Source organism: Candidatus Baltobacteraceae bacterium (assembly GCA_036489885.1).
Lineage (GTDB): Bacteria > Vulcanimicrobiota > Vulcanimicrobiia > Vulcanimicrobiales > Vulcanimicrobiaceae > JAFAMS01.
The window spans coordinates 13,931-30,588 of the sequence record DASXEW010000003.1; the positions used below are offsets into that span (position 1 = coordinate 13,931).

Below are 16,658 nucleotides of genomic sequence, written 5' to 3' on the forward strand. Positions count from 1 at the left end.
CGAATCAGCCCCCGATGTTCCCAGCCGCCGGGCTCTGTCCCTTCCGCATGCGCTCGCGCACAGCGTACCCTAACGTAATCGGCAATCCCAAACCTAGGGCCACAACGATGCACCAGCGCGTCGCGGGTGCCGCTTGCACGATTGCGACCGTCAGAATGACGACCAACGCCAGCGCGCCGGCAGCCGCGAAAAGAGGGGTGCCCTGGGGTCGCAAGCGTAGCGCGGCGAGACAACTAATCAAAAACAGCAACCCCAGAAATACTGCCGACCCATTCAGAACGAGTGCAAGGCGATCGTTCGCGCTTGGCACCAGGCCAACGATTGCCATAGCAAGCAGCGAAGCGACGGTGACGGCGACCAGCGCGACATCCGGATCGCGCGTCCGCGCGCCGAGCGCTCCCAGCGCACCCGGCAACACGCCGTCGCGTCCCATCGCGTAGACGCTGCGAACGAGATAGAGCAATGTCGTCTCGAGCGTCGCGGCGAGCGACACGAGCACCGTGACGACGAGCAAGGTACGCCACATGCCGCCCAGCCGTTCCCCGACGAATGCGAGCACGTCGGTTTGATTTGCGGCCAGCCCCTCGACGCCGCCGGCATGCATGTACGCAAGCGTGCAGACGATCAAGAAGACCGCGGTCACGAGCAAGCCGACGATGCCGCCGATGCCCGCGACGCGCGCGGCATCGCGCGTCTCCTCAGACGTCGACGCGGTTACTTCCCAACCGTCGACCATCCAAATGCCGAGCACCATCGCTTCGATGAAGCCGATTGCGCCGAGCGAATGCGCGGAGGGCATTGCCGGAGCCGATGCGGGCGCATGCGCCATCCCCGCAAAGGCGCTCGCGGCCAAGACGACCAGCTCTGCGATCAGCAACACGGCCGCAACGCGCGCCGAAGATCGAATGCCCAGATACAACACGAGCGCGATCGCGACGATCCAAGCGCAACCGATCGCGGCGCTCCACAGCGTCGAGTCGACAAGTGAGGGCGCGAAGAGCGCAAGCGTATAGGTTCCGGCCGGAATCGCGGTCGCAAGCACTGCGAAAAAGTTCGCGACGATCAAGATCCACGCCGTGTACGCGCCGATGCCTTCGCCGAATGCGCGCCGCGCCCAACCATACGAAGATCCCGCATCCGGATACTGCGTGATCAGCTGCATGAACGCGATCGCAACGAGCAGCAACACGATCGTCGTACCGAGCAACGCCAGGATCGTTAGCGAGCCGGCGGCCGCGACCATGACGCCAAGCGTGCTCGCAAGCGAAAACGCCGGCCCCATTGACGCCGACGCCAAAACCGAAAGATCGAAGAGCGAGAGAACCCTACGCAGTGGCTGTTGCGTTCAGCTCGATCAGACGCGGACGCAAATTCAACTGTGCGATCGCGTGCTTGTAATCATCCGGAACGATGTCGTCGGGACGTTTGCCGAGAAATGCAACGAGAGCAGCTTCGACCACGTTCGTTCCGAACGAGCGCCCGCCGAAATCGGGCGTGCTCGTTACCAGACGGCTAACGCCGCGCGCGCGTAAATCCTCGATGTCGCGCGCCGTGACGGTGTTCGTCAGTACCAGCTTGCCGTCGAGACGGTCGGGCATGAACGAACGCATGAAATGGAAGTCGCCCGCAATGATCGCGGCCTCTTCGTAATATTGCGGGTATTTCGGTTCCGGCGGCCGCTCTTGTTTCTTTCCGGTCGGATAGAAGAATTGGAACGGCAGCTTGCACGCGTCGGGTAGATAGCGCCGGGCAAGCGCCTCAAACTCAGCGAGGCCACGCACCGGCTTGTCGAGATCGAGCGCAAAGATGAAATCGCCAAAAAGGACGTCGGCGCCCGCATCGACGAGTGCTTGCGCCATCCCGAACCGGTCGAGCGCACTTACCATCAGTACTTTGCGGCCGCGTAAATCGAGGCCCAAATCATTCTGAAGATATGAGACCGCCTGCCGCTCGAGCGTGTTCTTCAGTCCGCTTCCGTCGACGACGGGCGTTCTCGTTGCAGCGCCGAGGAGCCGCAATCCATCGCGAAGCGCGTAGCGATCGCTTCCCGCGTACAAATAGACATCGATTCCACCCAGGCCGATTGCATCGACCTTACCGTCAAGCTCTTTGATCTTCGCAAGCGCGGCATCGAGCACGCCGTCCATCCCGATTCGCTCGATCCTGAACTGCTCGCCCAGAAGTTCGATGTTCGCTTTATGATCGCGCGTCGACGAACCGAGCGAGACAGAGACGATGTGCTTCACGCTGACAATCCTGCCTTGTCATCCCGAGCGAAGTCGAGGGACCGCGACTTGGCTGCCTCCCGAGTCCGTTTTATTTGTTCGGATGTTATTGCAAGATCGAACGCGCGCATGTCGGCGAACTCGAATCCGGCACCTTTGGCCAGCTTTTCGATCTCGATGACTTTCTCGACGTTGACGCCGCGCCCCAGCGTGAACGACTCCAAGCGATCGCAAAGCGCAAGCGTCATCGTCTCCGACATGCACGCAAGCGCAGTTCCGCGCGGCAAGCCCAAATCGAACTCTTTGTCCGGCTCGCGCACGCGCATCCATTTCGGATCGCCCGGCATACGCATGTTGCCGCCTTCGATCACGAGCACGTCGGGACGTTCGGTTGCGACGCGGCGCGAGACGTCGTGCGGCAATGATATCTCGCACACGACCGCACCCGAACGCAGATCTTCCGGCTGGATGATTTCTTGCGTCGACGACGTTGCCGTCAGGATCATATCGCCTTCGCGCACGGCACGCGAAAGATCGGTCGTGTACGACGATGCGCAGGGCAGCCCGCTCGCAATCGACTCGTGGTATTTGCGCAAACGCGTTTCATTGCGTGCAACGAGAATGATTTCACGGACGCGCGGCGCGATCAATCGAACGCACGCCGATCCGATCGAGCCCGTCGCACCGACGACGACCGCTGTCGCTTGCGAAGCATCGAGCTCCATCTCGTCGGCGCCGCGGAACAGGCTCGCAACGCCCGACGCAATCGTCAGCGAGTTCCCGGTCGTTACGGGAATCGAGACGCGCTCGGCAATCGTCACGCCACCGTCACCAACGACCCCGGTGAACGCTCCGAGGCCGGCGACTTGTGCGCCCAGCTCGATGCCGATTTCGATCGCACGCACGATGCGTGCATACACTTCCTCGCGCGGAAATTCGAGCATCTGGGCCGGCAAGAGCGGCGCGGCAACGAACCAGCCCTCGGTCGTCCGGCCATCAGGCGCGCGGACGCCCGTTATGTGCGCCGCGGCGTATGAGGGCATCCACTCGAGGATCTTCGCAATGATCGGACGTCCTTTGCCGGCAGCGCCCGGCTCGTACCGGGCGACGTCGTCAAACGACACCGGATGTATGACGAAGCAGAACTTGCCCATGCCGCGCGTCCCCTTCGGGCCGCTCGCGCGGGACCCCGCCCAGTGGGCTGCGAAGCCCGCCGCCATGCAGACATTGAGCGAAATCGAAGAGCTTTATCGCGTTCCATCGCCCGCTCCGGCGCCGCAAGCCCTCGCCGTCGACGGAGCGACACTGTGGATGGGGTCGCTCGAAACGAGACGCATCTACGGCGTTGATTCGCGGCAAGGCCGCGTCTTCGAAGAAAATGAGGCGCCCGGCAGACCGATCGGCATGTGCGTCGTCGGTGACGAGCTGCGCGTACTGTGCAGTGAGAACGGCAAAGAAGACAATCGATACGTTCGTCGCTACGTCCCCGGCCACGGCTTCAAAGATAAAGACAAGTTTGCATGTCCGGAAGACACTGGTTCATTCATCGCGTACGATGGTGATTTTCTGTATCTCAGTCAGCGCTTCCAAAAACGCATCCTCGAGATCGACGACAAAGGGTGTGAGATTCGTGTCGTTGCGGAAATTCCGCGCGAAATTACCGGCATGACGATTTTCGGTGGCTGCTTCTATCTTGCGACATCAGCCGGTATGGATTCGGGCGACTATCGGATTACGAGAGTCGACGCACGCAAAGGGACGCCGGAGATCAACGATCTCGCAAGCGTCCCCTTCGAAGCGCGTTCGCTCTGCCACGACGGCCAGCGCTTCTGGACGAATCAGCGCTGGGAAGCACAATTCGTCGCGTTCAAACTGCCGGAGTAAACGCTAGTCGCGTCCGCCTTTGCGCTGGTGCAGAATGAAACTGTTGCCTTCGCTATCTTCGGCGAACGCCATTACGCAGACGGGCGAGTCCTCGATGTGATCGTTGACTTTCACGCCTTTTGATTTGTAATAGTCGACGGCCGTGCGGACGTCGTCGACGGCGAAGAGGGCCCATCCGCTCGCATGCCACGAGCCGTCGTCCATCTTCCAAAGACCAAACGTCGTTCCGTCGGCGAACGTGAACTCGCCGCCGTTGGGGCCATAATCTTGGGTCAGGTTCAGACCCATCGTCTCCGTATAGAATTTTTTCGCGCGCTCCGCGTCTTTGACCAAATAGGTCGTGATGTCGATGCCGCGGATCGTCGCGGTTTGGGTGGCTGCCATCTCAAAGCTCCCGTCTGGTGAGGTGGGTGTCTTGTTCAAGCCTACCGAATCATACCTGACATCTGCTGTCATATTTAAAAGGGTAGGCTGAACGGGTGAAATCGGCGCGTCTTCTGCGGATACTGCTGCTGCTTCAAACGAAGAGTCCCCGCTCGGCGCGCGAGCTTGCGGACGAGCTCGAGGTCTGCGAGCGGACGGTCTACCGCGATGTCGAGGCGCTCGGGGCCGGTGGGGTCCCGATCTTCGCGACTCGCGGAGCCCAGGGCGGCATTCATCTGATGGAAGGCTACCGCCGCGCGATTGCGGAGCTCGACGAGGACGAGATTCACGCGCTGTACGTCTCCGGCAGCGATCCGCTCGCCGATCTCGGCTTCGGCTCGCCGCTCCAACGTGCACGCGAAAAACTTTCGGGTGCGCTTTCCGAGCGTCAGAAGAACATCGCCGAAAAGGCACGGACGCGCATCCGTGTCGATCAGCGCCGCTGGGGGCAAACCGAAGCGCCGACGGAAACGCTCGGGCTCGTGCGGCGCGCGGTTTGGGACGATCGCCGCATCGAGATCGCGTACCGCGATCGCAACGGAACGCGCTCGACGCGCGAGATCGATCCACTGGGTCTCGTTTCGAAGACCGGTATCTGGTACGTCGTCGCCCGCTCGGGCAGCGAGCTACGAAGCTTCCGCGCGGATCGCATTCTAACGGTAAGGGCGACCGACGCGCACTTCGAACGTCCACGCGATTTCGATTTGGACGCTTACTGGTCGCAAAGCTCGCGCAACTACGAGGGCATGCACGAACGCTTGCCGGTAACTGTCCGCGCGAATCGCACCATGCTCGACACACTCACGGCATATTGGACGCCCAAGAGCATCGATGAGAACGCGGCGCAGTGCGTGGTGCGTTTCGAGTTTCCGGCCCGCGGCGCCGCGATTCAGCAGATCCTTGCGTGGGGCAAGAGCGTCACGATTCTCGAGCCGCTCGACCTCGTCGACGACATTGTCGCGCTCGCGCGCGACGTGCTCGGCCACTATGCCGGCTAGACTTCTGGCAATCGTGCTGGCCGCACTGACTGCGTGTTCCACGCCACGCATGCCGTTGGAACGCGCGCCGGTTGCTTACGGCGGATCAGAGCCAATGGTCGCCGCCGAGGTGCGTGCAAACGCTGCGCCGCCAGTCATTCAATCGATCTGGATATCAGGAAAGACGTTCAAGGGCGGCGATCTGGTGCGCATTCGCGTGACCGCCTCCACGAACGTTGCCGTCGTCGAGATGCGTACGTTTTACGGTGGACGAGCGCTCATCAAGCACGACTTCGGAAAGTTTGGCTGCGCGTATCACGTTCCGGTGCTGCCGCCATTCGCACGTATTCCGTACACGATCACGTTTCATTTCGTCGCGCGCGACTCCGCGGGCACACCGGTCGGGGAAGACGCCGCCATCGATATTAAGGGTTAAGCTTGTCATCCCGAGCGTAGTTCGACTTCGCGCGCGTGCCGCGCGCTACGCTCAGGGTGACAACGAGGCTAACGATAAGGGCCCAGATGGGCTGCGCGTAACTGCGCCGCGAGCGCGCGCGTATCGGGATCGGCACTGTACTCGCTGAGCTCCTCGTCGTCGACGCGATCCAAATGCTGCATCGCAACGAAAGCATCGAGCTGTAAGCCCGTAAGCGAGTAGGAATAAAAGTACCCCGCCGCTGACCCAACGATCACGAGCGCGCCGATTGCAAGCGTCTGGGCGTGCCACCGGCGTAAGTCGAGCACTTGGGCGGAGAGTCCGGCAAGCGCGATCCATCCGAGTGTCGAGGGCGTCACGTACCGCAACGCCAGCGCCGCGTCAACGCCGTTCCCGGCGCGTCCGGCCGCTTCAAAACATGCCGCGCTTAGCGCAAACGCTGCAAGCGCGTACCACGGTCGTGCAGGCACGCCTTGCGCGAGCGCGATGCGCATACAGTACACAAAGGCCACGATCAGCGCAGCTCCCGCGATCTCCGCTACGATTCGTCCCGCCCAAGCTCCGAGCGGATCGCCAAGATAGACCAAGATGAACTGCGCGATGCCAAGCGGAGAAGAGAGCGAACCCCATCCGTTTTCAAACTGCGGCGCATGATAGCCGATCGAGAAGAACACCGCGAAGATCGCGCCAAGCGCGCACCACGCCGCCAACAGTCCGCGGCAGCGAATCAGCATGACGATCCCAGCGATCCATGCGCCGAATCCGAAGATCAGAGAGCTCGAGGCAGCCACGGCGGCAAGTATCGCTACGATGAAACCCAGTGGTTTGCGCGTCCGCAGTAAAACGACGACCGCGACTACGAAGAAATTCACCAGAAACCACGACATCTGAAATCCCCACAGCCAATTCTCGGCTTGTAGCAGCGAGAAAAATAACAAGCTGCTGATTCCAAACCACCACGCGCGGCGCTCGCCTTCGATGCTCGATCCGAGAATGAAGAGCACGACTTGCGTTGCCAGCGCAATCAACACGTTCACCAAAGCCTCGATACGTACGTTCCAACCGTCGAGCTGCGCCAGCGCCAGCATCAGCAGGCTCGGCACGAAACTGCGGTGCGCTTGCTGCTGCGCCCATAGATCGCTGAGGTGCAACGTGCCGGCATGCAACGCGAGAACAAGCGGCGCGAACGTCCATTCGTCGAACATCGGCACGTTGATGACGAGGCCCGCAGCGAGCGCGAAGATTGCCGGGGCGCACAGCCACGGCCAGACCCGCGTCACACGCGCGTCTTGGAAGCCAACGCTTCGGCTTCGCGCTTGAGGCCGGCCAGCATCATCTCGCTATTCTCTTGCACCTTGCGCTGCAAGGTCGGCCCGATCAGCTCCGCCAGCGTCGGTACGCCGAAATCGTAGTCGACGTCGAGCACGACGCGCGTCGTTCCGTCGCCGACGTCATCGAACGTCCACGTGCCCTCGAACTTGTCGAGATCGCCTTCCGTCAATTTGTACTCGATGCGCGTACGCGCGTCATCGAACCGGTCTTCTTCCGTCCATTCGATCGGCGCTTCTTCAACCAGCGTCTTCCAGCGCGTCAAGATCGCGTCGTCGCGGCGTTCGAGCACGGTCACCGATTCGACGTCGGGCATGAACTCCGGAAAACGCTCCTGATCCTTCGCAAGCTCGTAGACGTCGCGCGCCGGAGCAGCGACGACGATCTCAACTTTTACGTACGCCATCGCTAGGTGAGAACGCCTAGCTTCGTTTGCGCCGTCGCAACCGCGCCGCGCAGTGCCGTAAGGGCGCGCTCGACTTCGGACTCCGTTACGATCAGCGGCGGTTCGAGACGAATGACGCGCTGCTGGTTCAGCGTCCACGCGGCCGTAACGCCGGCCTTGAGCATCTCCGGAATGATCGTGCCCGCGTAACCTTCGTGCACGAGCTCGACGCCGACGAGCAAGCCGCGTCCACGCACTTCGCGGATTACGCCGGGATACGCTTGCGCGATCGCATGCGCACCGGTCAGAAGCTGTTCGCCGCGCGCCTTTGCGTTGGCGACCAAATCTTCGTCGCGCAATACGTCGAGCGCAGCCAACGCCGCGACGCATGCAAGCTCACCGCCGCCGAACGTTGAGGTGTGCAGCAGCGGCGCTTTTCCGTACGCCGCATTCCATGCGGCCGGACGCGCTACGATTGCGCCAATGGGAATGACGCCACCGGATAGTCCCTTGGCCAGCGTCATCACGTCCGGAACGACGCCGTCGAATTCGCACGCGAACATCACGCCGCACCGCCCGAGTCCGGTTTGAACCTCGTCAGCGACGAGAAGTGCGCCGGCACGCTCGCACAGCTCGCGCGCGCGTGAAAGATATCCGGAGGGCGGAACGTTGATCCCGCCTTCGCCTTGAATCGGCTCGACGATAAAGCAGGCCGCATCCTCGAGCACACCCGCGAGCGCTTCTGCATCACCGAACGGAACGTGCACGACGTCTTCCAGCAGCGGACGAAACCGCTCCTGAAACGTCTCGCGTCCGCTGACCGACAACCCACCCAGCGTTTTGCCGTGGAATGCATCCTGCGTCGCGACAATCTTCGAGCGCCGTGTTGCGGCGCGCGCGAGCTTGAGCGCGCCCTCGACGGCTTCGGTCCCGCTGTTGCACAGAAACGAGTATTGCAAATCGCCGGGCGTCAGCTCTGCCAGACGCTTTGCGAGCCTTCCGAGCTGCGCGTTGAACATCGTCTTGCCGGAGAGCGACATCTCATCGAGCTGCCGGCGCACCGCTTCGACCACGCGCGGATGACTATGGCCGATCGTAAAGACGCCGTACCCGCCCGCAAAATCGAGATATGCTTTGCCGGCGTGGTCGACGATCGTCGTCCCGTGCGCGCTCACTTCGAGCGGCGAGCCCGAAAGCTTCATCACGCGCGCGAGCGGCGGATTTACATATTCGCGATAGTTCTCGTACGTCTCATCGTAGAGCGACTGCTTCGCATCTTCGGCAATCACTACGCAGCCTTTTGACGTTCGGCTTCGAGCCGTTCGACCGTCGCTTCGACGAGCGCCAGCGTCTCGGCCGCAGTCGGCGTGCGCATGACCAGCTCGCGAAGATCGCTTGCGCTCGTGAATCCCTTGAGATAATAGCCGAGATGTTTGCGCATTTGCGGAACCGCGCGCGACTCACCAAGCTCGTCAACCATAATGCGATAGTGATGGATTGCGAAGCGCAGGCGTTCGACCGCATTCGGATACGGCAGCGGCTCGCGGCCTTCCATCAGTGCGCGTACGCCTGAGGCAAGCCAAGGATTGCCGAGAATCGCCCGGCCGAGCATGACCGCATCGACGCCGCTTTCACGCATGCGGCGCATGGCATCGTGCGGATCGCTCAGATCGCCGTTCCCGATGATGGGAATGTCGACTGCAGCCTTCAGACGGCGAATCTGCTCCCAGTCGGCGCTGCCCTTATAGAATTGCTTGGCCGTCCGCGCGTGGAGCGTCAAGGCTTGCACGCCGACGCTCTGTGCGCGCTTCGCGACGTCGATGAAGACCATCTCGCTTTCGCTCCAGCCGAGGCGCATTTTCATCGTCACCGGACAATCGACGGCCTCGACGACCGCTTTCATGATCGCTTCGCAGCGCTCCGGATCGCGCAGGCAGGCGCTGCCGCCTTCCGTCTTGGTGATCTTTGGCGCGGGACAGCCGAAATTGATGTCGACGATATCAGCGCCGCACTCGCGCACGACTTTCGCCGCCAATGCCATGACGGCCGGATCGCTGCCCCACAACTGCGTCGAAACCGGCCGCTCGACGCCGTGTTGATCGATCATCTCCATCGTGCGCTTGGCGCCGTATTGCAACGCGTTCGACGAAACGAACTCCGTAACGGTCAGCCCGAAACCGAACGGCTTGTACAGCGCGCGCATCGTCCGGTTCGTCACGCCCGACATCGGCGCCAGGACGATCGGCGGCCAAATCTCATGGCCTCCGATTTTGAGAGGTTTCGGAACCGTCATGATGCCCATGTCATCCCGAGCGTAGCGCTCGATGCGAAACGAGAGCGCGTAGTCGAGGGACAGCCGCAATGGGAGACGTCAACGATTATCTTTGTCCCTCGACTACGGCGCTTCGCGCCTACGCTCGGGATGACAAACGTGACCAAGCCGCGACGCTGATGCATCATCGTCGCACCGTGGCAGCGACTTCCGCTTCCCAAAACATCTTGAGGCCTTCGAGGGCGAGCGACTTATCGACGATTTGGACGATATTCGTGTTGTCCGCAACGATGTCGGCGAGGCCACCCGTCGCAATAACGCGTGCATCGGGTCCAAGCTGCTCCTTGAAGCGCGCGACGACGCCTTCCGTTTGACCGACGAAACCGTACACGAGACCCGATTGCAGTGATTCAGTCGTTTCGCGGCCGATCGGCGAGCTGGGCGGCTCGAAGGCGACCTGCGGAAGCTTTGCGGCACGCGCGACCAGCGCATCGATCGAGATCTGAATTCCGGGCGCAATCGCCGTCCCGAGAAATGCTCCGTCGCGCGAGATCGCCGAAAACGTCGTGGCCGTACCGTAACCGATCACGATCGCGGGCACGCCGTATTTTCCGCGGGCGCCGATAGCGGCTGCGAGCATGTCGGAACCCAGCTCGTTCGGACGCTCGGTGCGCACTTCCATCAAATGCTGCGCGCGCGCGTTCAGCATGAGCGGATCGGATTTGAAATAACGCCGGCAGCAGTCGCGCAAGTCCCGATTGACTTGCGGAACGACGCTCGACATCGCAATTCCGCGAACCGCGCCGAGCGCAATCCCTTCGGAAGCGAAGAGCGAGGTGAACAGGACCCCGTATTCATCGCCGGTTCGAGGACGGATGGTCGTGACGCGCCACTGCGCAACCATTTCGAGTCCGAGTCCCGAGGCGGGCACGCCGTAGAATCCGAGTTTCGTATCGGTGTTGCCGACGTCGATGCACAGCAGCATGCTAGTTACGCTCTGCGCGGAGCGACTTGATTGCGTCCCAAAACCGCGTCGCCAGCTCGCGCTTGCGTCCGCGGCCGAGCGGAATGCGACCCGCATCGCCGTGCAAGAGCACAAGCTCGTTCTCGCCGGTGCCAAAGCCGCGCTCTCCGGCGACGTCATTGACGGCGATCGCATCCAGGTGTTTGCGGCGCAGCTTCTCGCGCGCGTTCGTTTCGTGCGCCTGCGTCTCAGCGGCAAAGCCGATCAGGTACGTGCCGTTCTTCTGCCCGCCGATCGCGGCCAGAATGTCGGGATTACGAACGAGCGCGACGCTCTCGTCCGCTTCGCCGGCTTCCTTTTTGATTTTCTGCGCATGCGCTTGGGCCGGACGCCAATCCGCGACGGCGGCCGCGGCGATGACGATCGTCGCTTCCTTGGCAAGCGGAACGGTGGCGTCATACATCTCTTGCGCGGTCGTCACGCGATGCGTGCGCGCCGCCTCGGGTGGATCGGCATTCGTCGGACCTAGGACGAGATCGACGACCGCGCCGCGCGCCAAAGCTTCGCGCGCAATCTCGATGCCGGTCGTACCCGTCGACGCATTCGAGATGAAGCGCACCGGATCGATCGGTTCGCGCGTCGGCCCCGCCGTGATGACGACGCGTTCGCCGCGCAGCTCATTTCCGCGCGCAACGACGGCTTCGATCGCCGCCAATATCTTCGACTCGTCGGCAAGCCGGCCGATGCCGTGCTCGCGCTCCGCGAGAAATCCTGATTCCGGCTCGACGAACTCGATGCCGCGCGCTCGCAGCGTGCGCATGTTCTCGATCGTGGCTGCATTCATGTACATCGCCGCATTCATCGCGGGTGCGATGACGATCGGAATCGTCGCCGCGAGCGCCGCGTTCGTCAGCAAGTCGTCGGCGATGCCTTGCGCGAGCTTGGCGATCACGTTCGCCGTCGCCGGCACGATCGCCATCACGTCGGCTTCGCGCACCAGCCGGATGTGCGGAATCTTTTCTTGCTCGTCCCACAGCGAGGTGTGGACGCGATTGCGCGTGAGCGCCGCAAACGTGAGCGGCGCAATAAAACGCTGAGCGTCGTCGGTCATAACGACGTTTACATCGGCGCCGCGCTGGACGAGCGTACTCGTCAACGCCGCTGCTTTGTACGCGGCTATCCCGCCGCATACACCCAGGAGAATTCTAATCGTGCTCGGCCTCCGCGCCTGCACCGGCTCGAATGACACGTAAGAGCGTCCGCCCGATCGTAAATGGCGTGCCGATTTCCAGCTCCGCATCGCCGCTGAGCGGCTTGCCGCCCAGACGCGTCCCGTTGCGGCTTGCGAGATCCTCGATGTGCAAGCTGCCTTGGTCCGAAGCGTACAGCCGCGCATGCTTGCGCGAGACGTAGCGGTCGATCGTGATGCACGCGGTCGCGACGCGTTCGTCGCGGCCGATCGTGATCTCGTGATCGAACTCCCAGGTCTTGCCGTCCAGCGGCCCGCTCATGATCTCGAGGATGTACACGTCGAAAACCTACCGTTGCTCGCCCTTCTGTCCCTTCATAACTGCATCGGCAGCAGCGATGGCTCCGAGGGCGACGTGCTCGGCGAGCGTCCCGCCTTGCAAATAGACTTGGAACGGCGGCCGCAGGGGGGCGTCGCAGGAAAGCTCCGCGGTCGATCCGGCGATAAACGCGCCGCTGGACATGATCACGGGATCAACGTACCCGGGAACCGCCCCCGGCTCCGGTGCGAAGCGCGCGTTGACGGGCAGCACGCGCTGCAGCCCACGCGCAAAGGCAATCAGCGCTTCCGGAGTTCCGAGCGTAATCGCTTGCACCATATCGGTGCGCGGTTCGCCGCCGCGCGGTTCGACCTCGAAGCCAAGCTCGGAGAAGAGCGTCGCCGCGAAATCGAGGCCGCGTAGCGATTCGCCGACGAGCGCAGGTGCCGAAAATAGTCCTTGCAGCAGCGCACGGCCAAACCCGAGCGTCGAGCCGAGCGCGTCACGCAAACCGGGCGCGTACAAGCGCGCTGCAGTTCGTTCGATGACGTCCTTCCGTCCGATCACGTAGCCGCCGGCGGGCGCGAGGCCGCCGCCGATGTTTTTGATCAGCGAACCTGCGATCGCATCGGCGCCGACTTCGAGCGGCTCGCGTTCTTCGACGAACTCACCGTAGCAGTTGTCGACGATGATCCGCGCGTTCGGAGAGAACGAGCGCACGACGTGCACGAGCTCTTCGATCTCCGCGATCGACATCGATGGGCGCGGATTGTAACCGCGCGAGCGTTGCACGAAGATCGTACGCGCCGGCGTCGTCGCGAGAACTTCCGCGAGCGCGCCGGGTTCGAAACGTCCGTTACCATCGAGCGCAACTTCCGCATATCCAATGCCTTGCGACGCAAGCGAATTCGGTGCGGACGTGAGCGCGTAATGCAGCGTGTCGTACGGACGTCCGGCTGCACACACGATCGTCTCACCGGGTGCGGTGCAGGCCGAAAGCGCCGTCAGAATTGCGTGTGTGCCGCTTGCGAAATTCAAGCGTGCGAGCGCACGTTCGCCACGGAAAATGCGCGCCAGCAACGCTTCGTAGTGCTCGCGTGCCGCATCGTCGTAGCCGTAGCCGAGCGTTCCGGCCAGATCTGATTCGGCCAGACCTTCTTTCAGAAAAGCGCCGATGACACGCATACGAATGCGCGCGCGCAATGCGACGTCACGCGGCTGCAGCATCGACGCCGCAGCTCGCGCAGCATGCGCTACCTCGGGCCCGCACGCGGCGTGCTCGAGGATCGCTTCTATGAGGTCGCTAGAGTTTTCGTATGACGGCTTCGACTCGGCCGACGATTGTAACATCGTCCGCGTAAATTGGCGTCATAGAGCGGTTCTCCGGTTGGAGCCGGATCCGGCTCGGTTCGCGGTAGAAGCGCTTGACGGTTGCTTCCCCGTCAAGCATCGCAACCACGATCTCACCGTTCTTGGCATCCGGCGACGGCCTCACGACAATCAGATCGCCGTCCAAGATCGCGGCGTCGACCATTGAGTCGCCGCTGACCTTTAAGATGAAGGCGTTCGGATCGCGGACGAAGCCGGTCGGCAGCGCGAAAGTGTCCTCCACGTTCTCAACCGCCGTGATCGGAACGCCGGCTGCGACCTTACCGACGATGGGCACGTGCGCGACTTGCCCGTTTTCGTTGCGTGCGCGCTCGAGCGGCCGTGAGGCGCTTCCGCTTGGGACGAGCGCCCGGGGCTTAGTCGGATCGCGTTTGAGCAATCCGCGGCGTTCGAGCGTCTTGAGATGGGACTGGACGGTCGACGAGGACGAGAGTCCCACCCGTTCGCCGATCTCGCGGACTGACGGCGGATAGCCACGCTCGGCCGTAAAGGCGCAAATGACGTCGAGAATCCGCTGTTGTCGGTCCGTTGTAACTGTTTCCGGCAAAAGTTCCCCCCTGTGTCATCCCGAGCGTAGGCGCAAAGCGCCGTAGTCGAGGGACAGAGATAAGTGCCATGCAGCTGGCACGACAGCGGCCTACGGTAGGGTCAGACTGGCCGCTCAATTGCTTTCACCATATCAAGAACCGGGTAAAAAGGCAAACATACGTTCGAAGAAGTCTTGACGGCAAGCAAGCGGCCGAGGTACAATCTTGGGGACGAACAGACGTTTGCCACTATATATAGCGAGGACAAAGTAATGTTGGCGACCCGAAAGACCCGATTCACCCTGATGCCGCTGATCGCGCTCGGGACCTTGAGTCTGGCAGTCTCGATCCCAACTCTCGCGAGCGGCCATCTTTACGCCGCAAGCCCGCAGCGCTACGAAACGGTCGTAGTGAAGCGCGGCGACGACCTCTGGACGCTGGCCGCGGCCAGGACGGCCTCCGGTAGCGACGTGCAAGCCACGATCGACCGCGTCATGGCCGACAATCATCTCGACACCGCCACACTGCAACCGGGACAGCAGATCCGAATCCCGATCTAAATCGTCGCCGTGTGATGGTTAACGGGCCGCGTAAGCGGCTCGTTTTCTTTTTGCGACTAAGGCCGTCGCACGATCACGACGTTATGTCCGCTGTGGCGATCGAGGAAGTTCAGCGCCTCGTCCATCCACGTATCGAGTCCTGATTGCAGATGACGCGCGACTTCTTGCACGACGTGCTGTTTGTTGCGCAACCAAACCAGCTCGGAGCGCGTCGTCGCCGGCCAAATCGTATCCTCACACTCTTCACAGTGATAACCGTGTTTCACGTTGCAGCGCTTCTCTAGCAAACGAAAAGGGCCCGGCCGAAGCCGAGCCCTTTGTTTTGTGTCCTGGTGTCTCTACTTGACGGGCGCCTTTGCCTTGAGTGCAGCGGCCGGCATGCGGTGGAGCGCTCTTCCAAGCTTCCGCGCATGAAGCAGCGGCAGGTTGGCGTTGCAGTCACCCGCTGCAGCGATCGTGCAGGTAGCTGTCGAGATCGACAGGTCCGCACTTCCCGCCGCGCCGAGCAACGTCGGCGAGGTCTTCCCGCTGCTGCTGGCTGCTTGCGTACCGTATTGCAACTCGTAGATCGGGTAATCAGCGTAGACCACTTGCGTGACTATCTGATCGCCCGCGGCAGTCGAGGTACAAGCCGGCAGCGTACCGCCGATCACGCATCCGGCCGGATTCGGCCCGATCGTGTCCGACAGCGTGCACACGAGTCCGGTGCAGCCAATGCCGTTACCACCGTTGACGGCCTCCAACGTGTAGTAGATTCCGCCCCCGCCACCGGCCGTAGCCGCCGCGGGGTAGTCGATGACTTCGACAAGCGCTTCCGTCCATGCGCCGGCCGGCGGCACAAGAGTGACGGTTCCGCCGCCGGTGCCATCCGGAACGAATCCCGGAGCAGCTCCCGCCGTTCCAAGATCAACAACGCCGGGCAACGCGAACGACCCCGATGCAGTCGTCGTTCCGGAATTCGCCGGAATACTGACTGAGAGACCGTACGTTCCGGCAGCCGCTGCGGGTGCCGGCATCATGAACACGTCGATGCCCAAGCTAATGCCGTTACCGACATCGTCTGAGTCAAAGGCAATGTTCTGCCCGTTGCTGTCTCTGCTGTACTGGATCGCCGGCGGACCGCCCCACGCTGCGTCGAGCTGGTTCGGATCGCAAGCCGGCGCCGTTGCGCAGCCCGCGTTGACCGTATCCCAGAGCGGCACGGGGTAGGGATTGACCGAGAACGGCGTACCATCCGACCCCGGGCCGATGATGCCCAGAAGCGCGGCGTAGTCACCCTGTCCAACGGAGTTGTACGGTTCAAGCCCGAGACCGAAAACGCCGCCGGATTGGCCGAACGTCGTTTGCGCAGTGCCTCCGCAATTGAACGCTGAGTTCTGCGTGGTGCTCGTGATTGTCGTGGTGGTCTCCGCCGTCGCAGAGCCGAAAGCCGCGGTCGAGCAGGGATCAAAACCCTCGACCGAGCCCGAGGCATCCGCGCTTCCGGCGGCGATTGCCACCGGAAGCGTGATGGTCGGAGAGTTCAGCAGCGTACCGCTGCCGCCAGGCAACGTGCTGCCGGCCGGCTGACGGTACGTCGTAACCACGTTCAGACCGCCGTTGGCAGTACCGAACAAGTTAACCGTACCGACAGCAAACTGCAGAACGTTGCTGGGGATGCTGGCATGGTTAGTTGGTGCGGGTGCATTTGATCCATTTGCCGACCCGCATCCGACGAGAGCGAACGAAGCGATCGCCCCTAATGCAATGAGCTTGTTGATATTAGTCATGCGCCATTCC

General features: G+C 62.3%; 19 protein-coding genes. 4 read left to right on the plus strand and 15 right to left on the minus strand.

Annotated elements, in window-relative coordinates:
* Nucleotides 1–4: 4 nt before the first annotated feature.
* The 3 genes from VGG22_06045 to VGG22_06055 are packed head-to-tail and all read right to left on the minus strand — an operon-like array spanning nucleotide 5 to nucleotide 3,379.
* On the minus strand, nucleotides 5–1,333 hold the full coding sequence (locus VGG22_06045; GenBank protein HEY1727911.1) for an APC family permease: 1,329 nt from the start codon (nucleotides 1,331–1,333) through the stop codon (nucleotides 5–7).
* Nucleotides 1,326–2,246, minus strand: a complete 921-nt coding sequence (locus VGG22_06050; protein ID HEY1727912.1) for a hypothetical protein — start codon at nucleotides 2,244–2,246, stop codon at nucleotides 1,326–1,328. Before VGG22_06050 ends, VGG22_06045 begins: the two co-directional genes overlap by 8 nt.
* Nucleotides 2,243–3,379, minus strand: a complete 1,137-nt coding sequence (locus VGG22_06055) for a hypothetical protein (GenBank protein ID HEY1727913.1) — start codon at nucleotides 3,377–3,379, stop codon at nucleotides 2,243–2,245. Before VGG22_06055 ends, VGG22_06050 begins: the two co-directional genes overlap by 4 nt.
* A 64-nt stretch (nucleotides 3,380–3,443) precedes the next feature.
* Between VGG22_06055 and VGG22_06060 the strand changes: the two genes are divergently transcribed.
* A complete protein-coding gene (locus VGG22_06060) occupies nucleotides 3,444–4,109 on the plus strand; it encodes a hypothetical protein (GenBank protein ID HEY1727914.1) in 666 nt (221 codons plus the stop codon).
* A gap of 3 nt (nucleotides 4,110–4,112) precedes the next feature.
* Here the strand turns inward: VGG22_06060 and VGG22_06065 are convergent, their stop codons facing one another.
* Complete coding sequence (locus tag VGG22_06065; protein HEY1727915.1) at nucleotides 4,113–4,493, minus strand: VOC family protein; 381 nt, start codon at nucleotides 4,491–4,493, stop codon at nucleotides 4,113–4,115.
* A 95-nt stretch (nucleotides 4,494–4,588) separates the two neighbouring features.
* Here VGG22_06065 and VGG22_06070 point away from each other — a divergent pair, with 95 nt between their 5' ends.
* Nucleotides 4,589–5,530: a YafY family protein gene (locus VGG22_06070; GenBank protein ID HEY1727916.1), complete on the plus strand. Its 942-nt coding sequence runs from the start codon at nucleotides 4,589–4,591 to the stop codon at nucleotides 5,528–5,530.
* Nucleotides 5,520–5,945, plus strand: coding sequence for a hypothetical protein (locus VGG22_06075; protein ID HEY1727917.1), 426 nt, complete (start codon nucleotides 5,520–5,522; stop codon nucleotides 5,943–5,945). The genes VGG22_06070 and VGG22_06075 overlap by 11 nt, the downstream gene beginning before the upstream one ends.
* Nucleotides 5,946–6,013: 68 nt before the next feature.
* Here VGG22_06075 and VGG22_06080 read toward each other — a convergent pair whose 3' ends face one another.
* The 9 genes from VGG22_06080 to lexA form a co-directional block, all read right to left on the minus strand.
* Nucleotides 6,014–7,225, minus strand: coding sequence for a hypothetical protein (locus tag VGG22_06080; protein HEY1727918.1), 1,212 nt, complete (start codon nucleotides 7,223–7,225; stop codon nucleotides 6,014–6,016).
* On the minus strand, nucleotides 7,222–7,680 hold the full coding sequence (locus tag VGG22_06085) for an aromatase/cyclase (GenBank protein HEY1727919.1): 459 nt from the start codon (nucleotides 7,678–7,680) through the stop codon (nucleotides 7,222–7,224). Before VGG22_06085 ends, VGG22_06080 begins: the two co-directional genes overlap by 4 nt.
* Before the next feature lie 2 nt (nucleotides 7,681–7,682).
* A complete protein-coding gene (locus tag VGG22_06090; protein ID HEY1727920.1) occupies nucleotides 7,683–8,948 on the minus strand; it encodes an aspartate aminotransferase family protein in 1,266 nt (421 codons plus the stop codon).
* Nucleotides 8,948–10,021: a tRNA dihydrouridine synthase DusB gene (dusB, locus tag VGG22_06095; GenBank protein ID HEY1727921.1), complete on the minus strand. Its 1,074-nt coding sequence runs from the start codon at nucleotides 10,019–10,021 to the stop codon at nucleotides 8,948–8,950. The genes VGG22_06090 and dusB overlap by 1 nt, the downstream gene beginning before the upstream one ends.
* A gap of 94 nt (nucleotides 10,022–10,115) precedes the next feature.
* Nucleotides 10,116–10,916 (minus strand): type III pantothenate kinase, encoded by an 801-nt coding sequence (locus VGG22_06100; protein HEY1727922.1) that lies wholly within the window; start codon nucleotides 10,914–10,916, stop codon nucleotides 10,116–10,118.
* A 1-nt stretch (nucleotide 10,917) separates the two neighbouring features.
* Nucleotides 10,918–12,195: a bifunctional phosphopantothenoylcysteine decarboxylase/phosphopantothenate--cysteine ligase CoaBC gene (coaBC, locus tag VGG22_06105; GenBank protein ID HEY1727923.1), complete on the minus strand. Its 1,278-nt coding sequence runs from the start codon at nucleotides 12,193–12,195 to the stop codon at nucleotides 10,918–10,920.
* Nucleotides 12,101–12,424 (minus strand): FHA domain-containing protein, encoded by a 324-nt coding sequence (locus VGG22_06110; protein ID HEY1727924.1) that lies wholly within the window; start codon nucleotides 12,422–12,424, stop codon nucleotides 12,101–12,103. The genes coaBC and VGG22_06110 overlap by 95 nt, the downstream gene beginning before the upstream one ends.
* A gap of 9 nt (nucleotides 12,425–12,433) precedes the next feature.
* Complete coding sequence (locus VGG22_06115; GenBank protein ID HEY1727925.1) at nucleotides 12,434–13,753, minus strand: methionine gamma-lyase family protein; 1,320 nt, start codon at nucleotides 13,751–13,753, stop codon at nucleotides 12,434–12,436.
* On the minus strand, nucleotides 13,707–14,339 hold the full coding sequence (gene lexA / locus VGG22_06120; GenBank protein HEY1727926.1) for a transcriptional repressor LexA: 633 nt from the start codon (nucleotides 14,337–14,339) through the stop codon (nucleotides 13,707–13,709). The genes VGG22_06115 and lexA overlap by 47 nt, the downstream gene beginning before the upstream one ends.
* A gap of 252 nt (nucleotides 14,340–14,591) precedes the next feature.
* Between lexA and VGG22_06125 the strand changes: the two genes are divergently transcribed.
* A complete protein-coding gene (locus VGG22_06125; GenBank protein ID HEY1727927.1) occupies nucleotides 14,592–14,879 on the plus strand; it encodes a LysM peptidoglycan-binding domain-containing protein in 288 nt (95 codons plus the stop codon).
* 56 nt (nucleotides 14,880–14,935) lie between these two features.
* On the opposite strand, the gene VGG22_06130 is transcribed toward VGG22_06125, so the two are convergent.
* Both VGG22_06130 and VGG22_06135 read right to left on the minus strand, forming a co-directional pair.
* The gene (locus VGG22_06130; protein ID HEY1727928.1) at nucleotides 14,936–15,145 is read right to left on the minus strand and encodes a hypothetical protein; all 210 of its coding nucleotides are present in this window, start codon (nucleotides 15,143–15,145) and stop codon (nucleotides 14,936–14,938) included.
* Nucleotides 15,146–15,217: 72 nt separating this feature from the next.
* A complete protein-coding gene (locus VGG22_06135) occupies nucleotides 15,218–16,648 on the minus strand; it encodes a hypothetical protein (GenBank protein HEY1727929.1) in 1,431 nt (476 codons plus the stop codon).
* Between the last annotated feature and the right edge of the window lie 10 nt (nucleotides 16,649–16,658).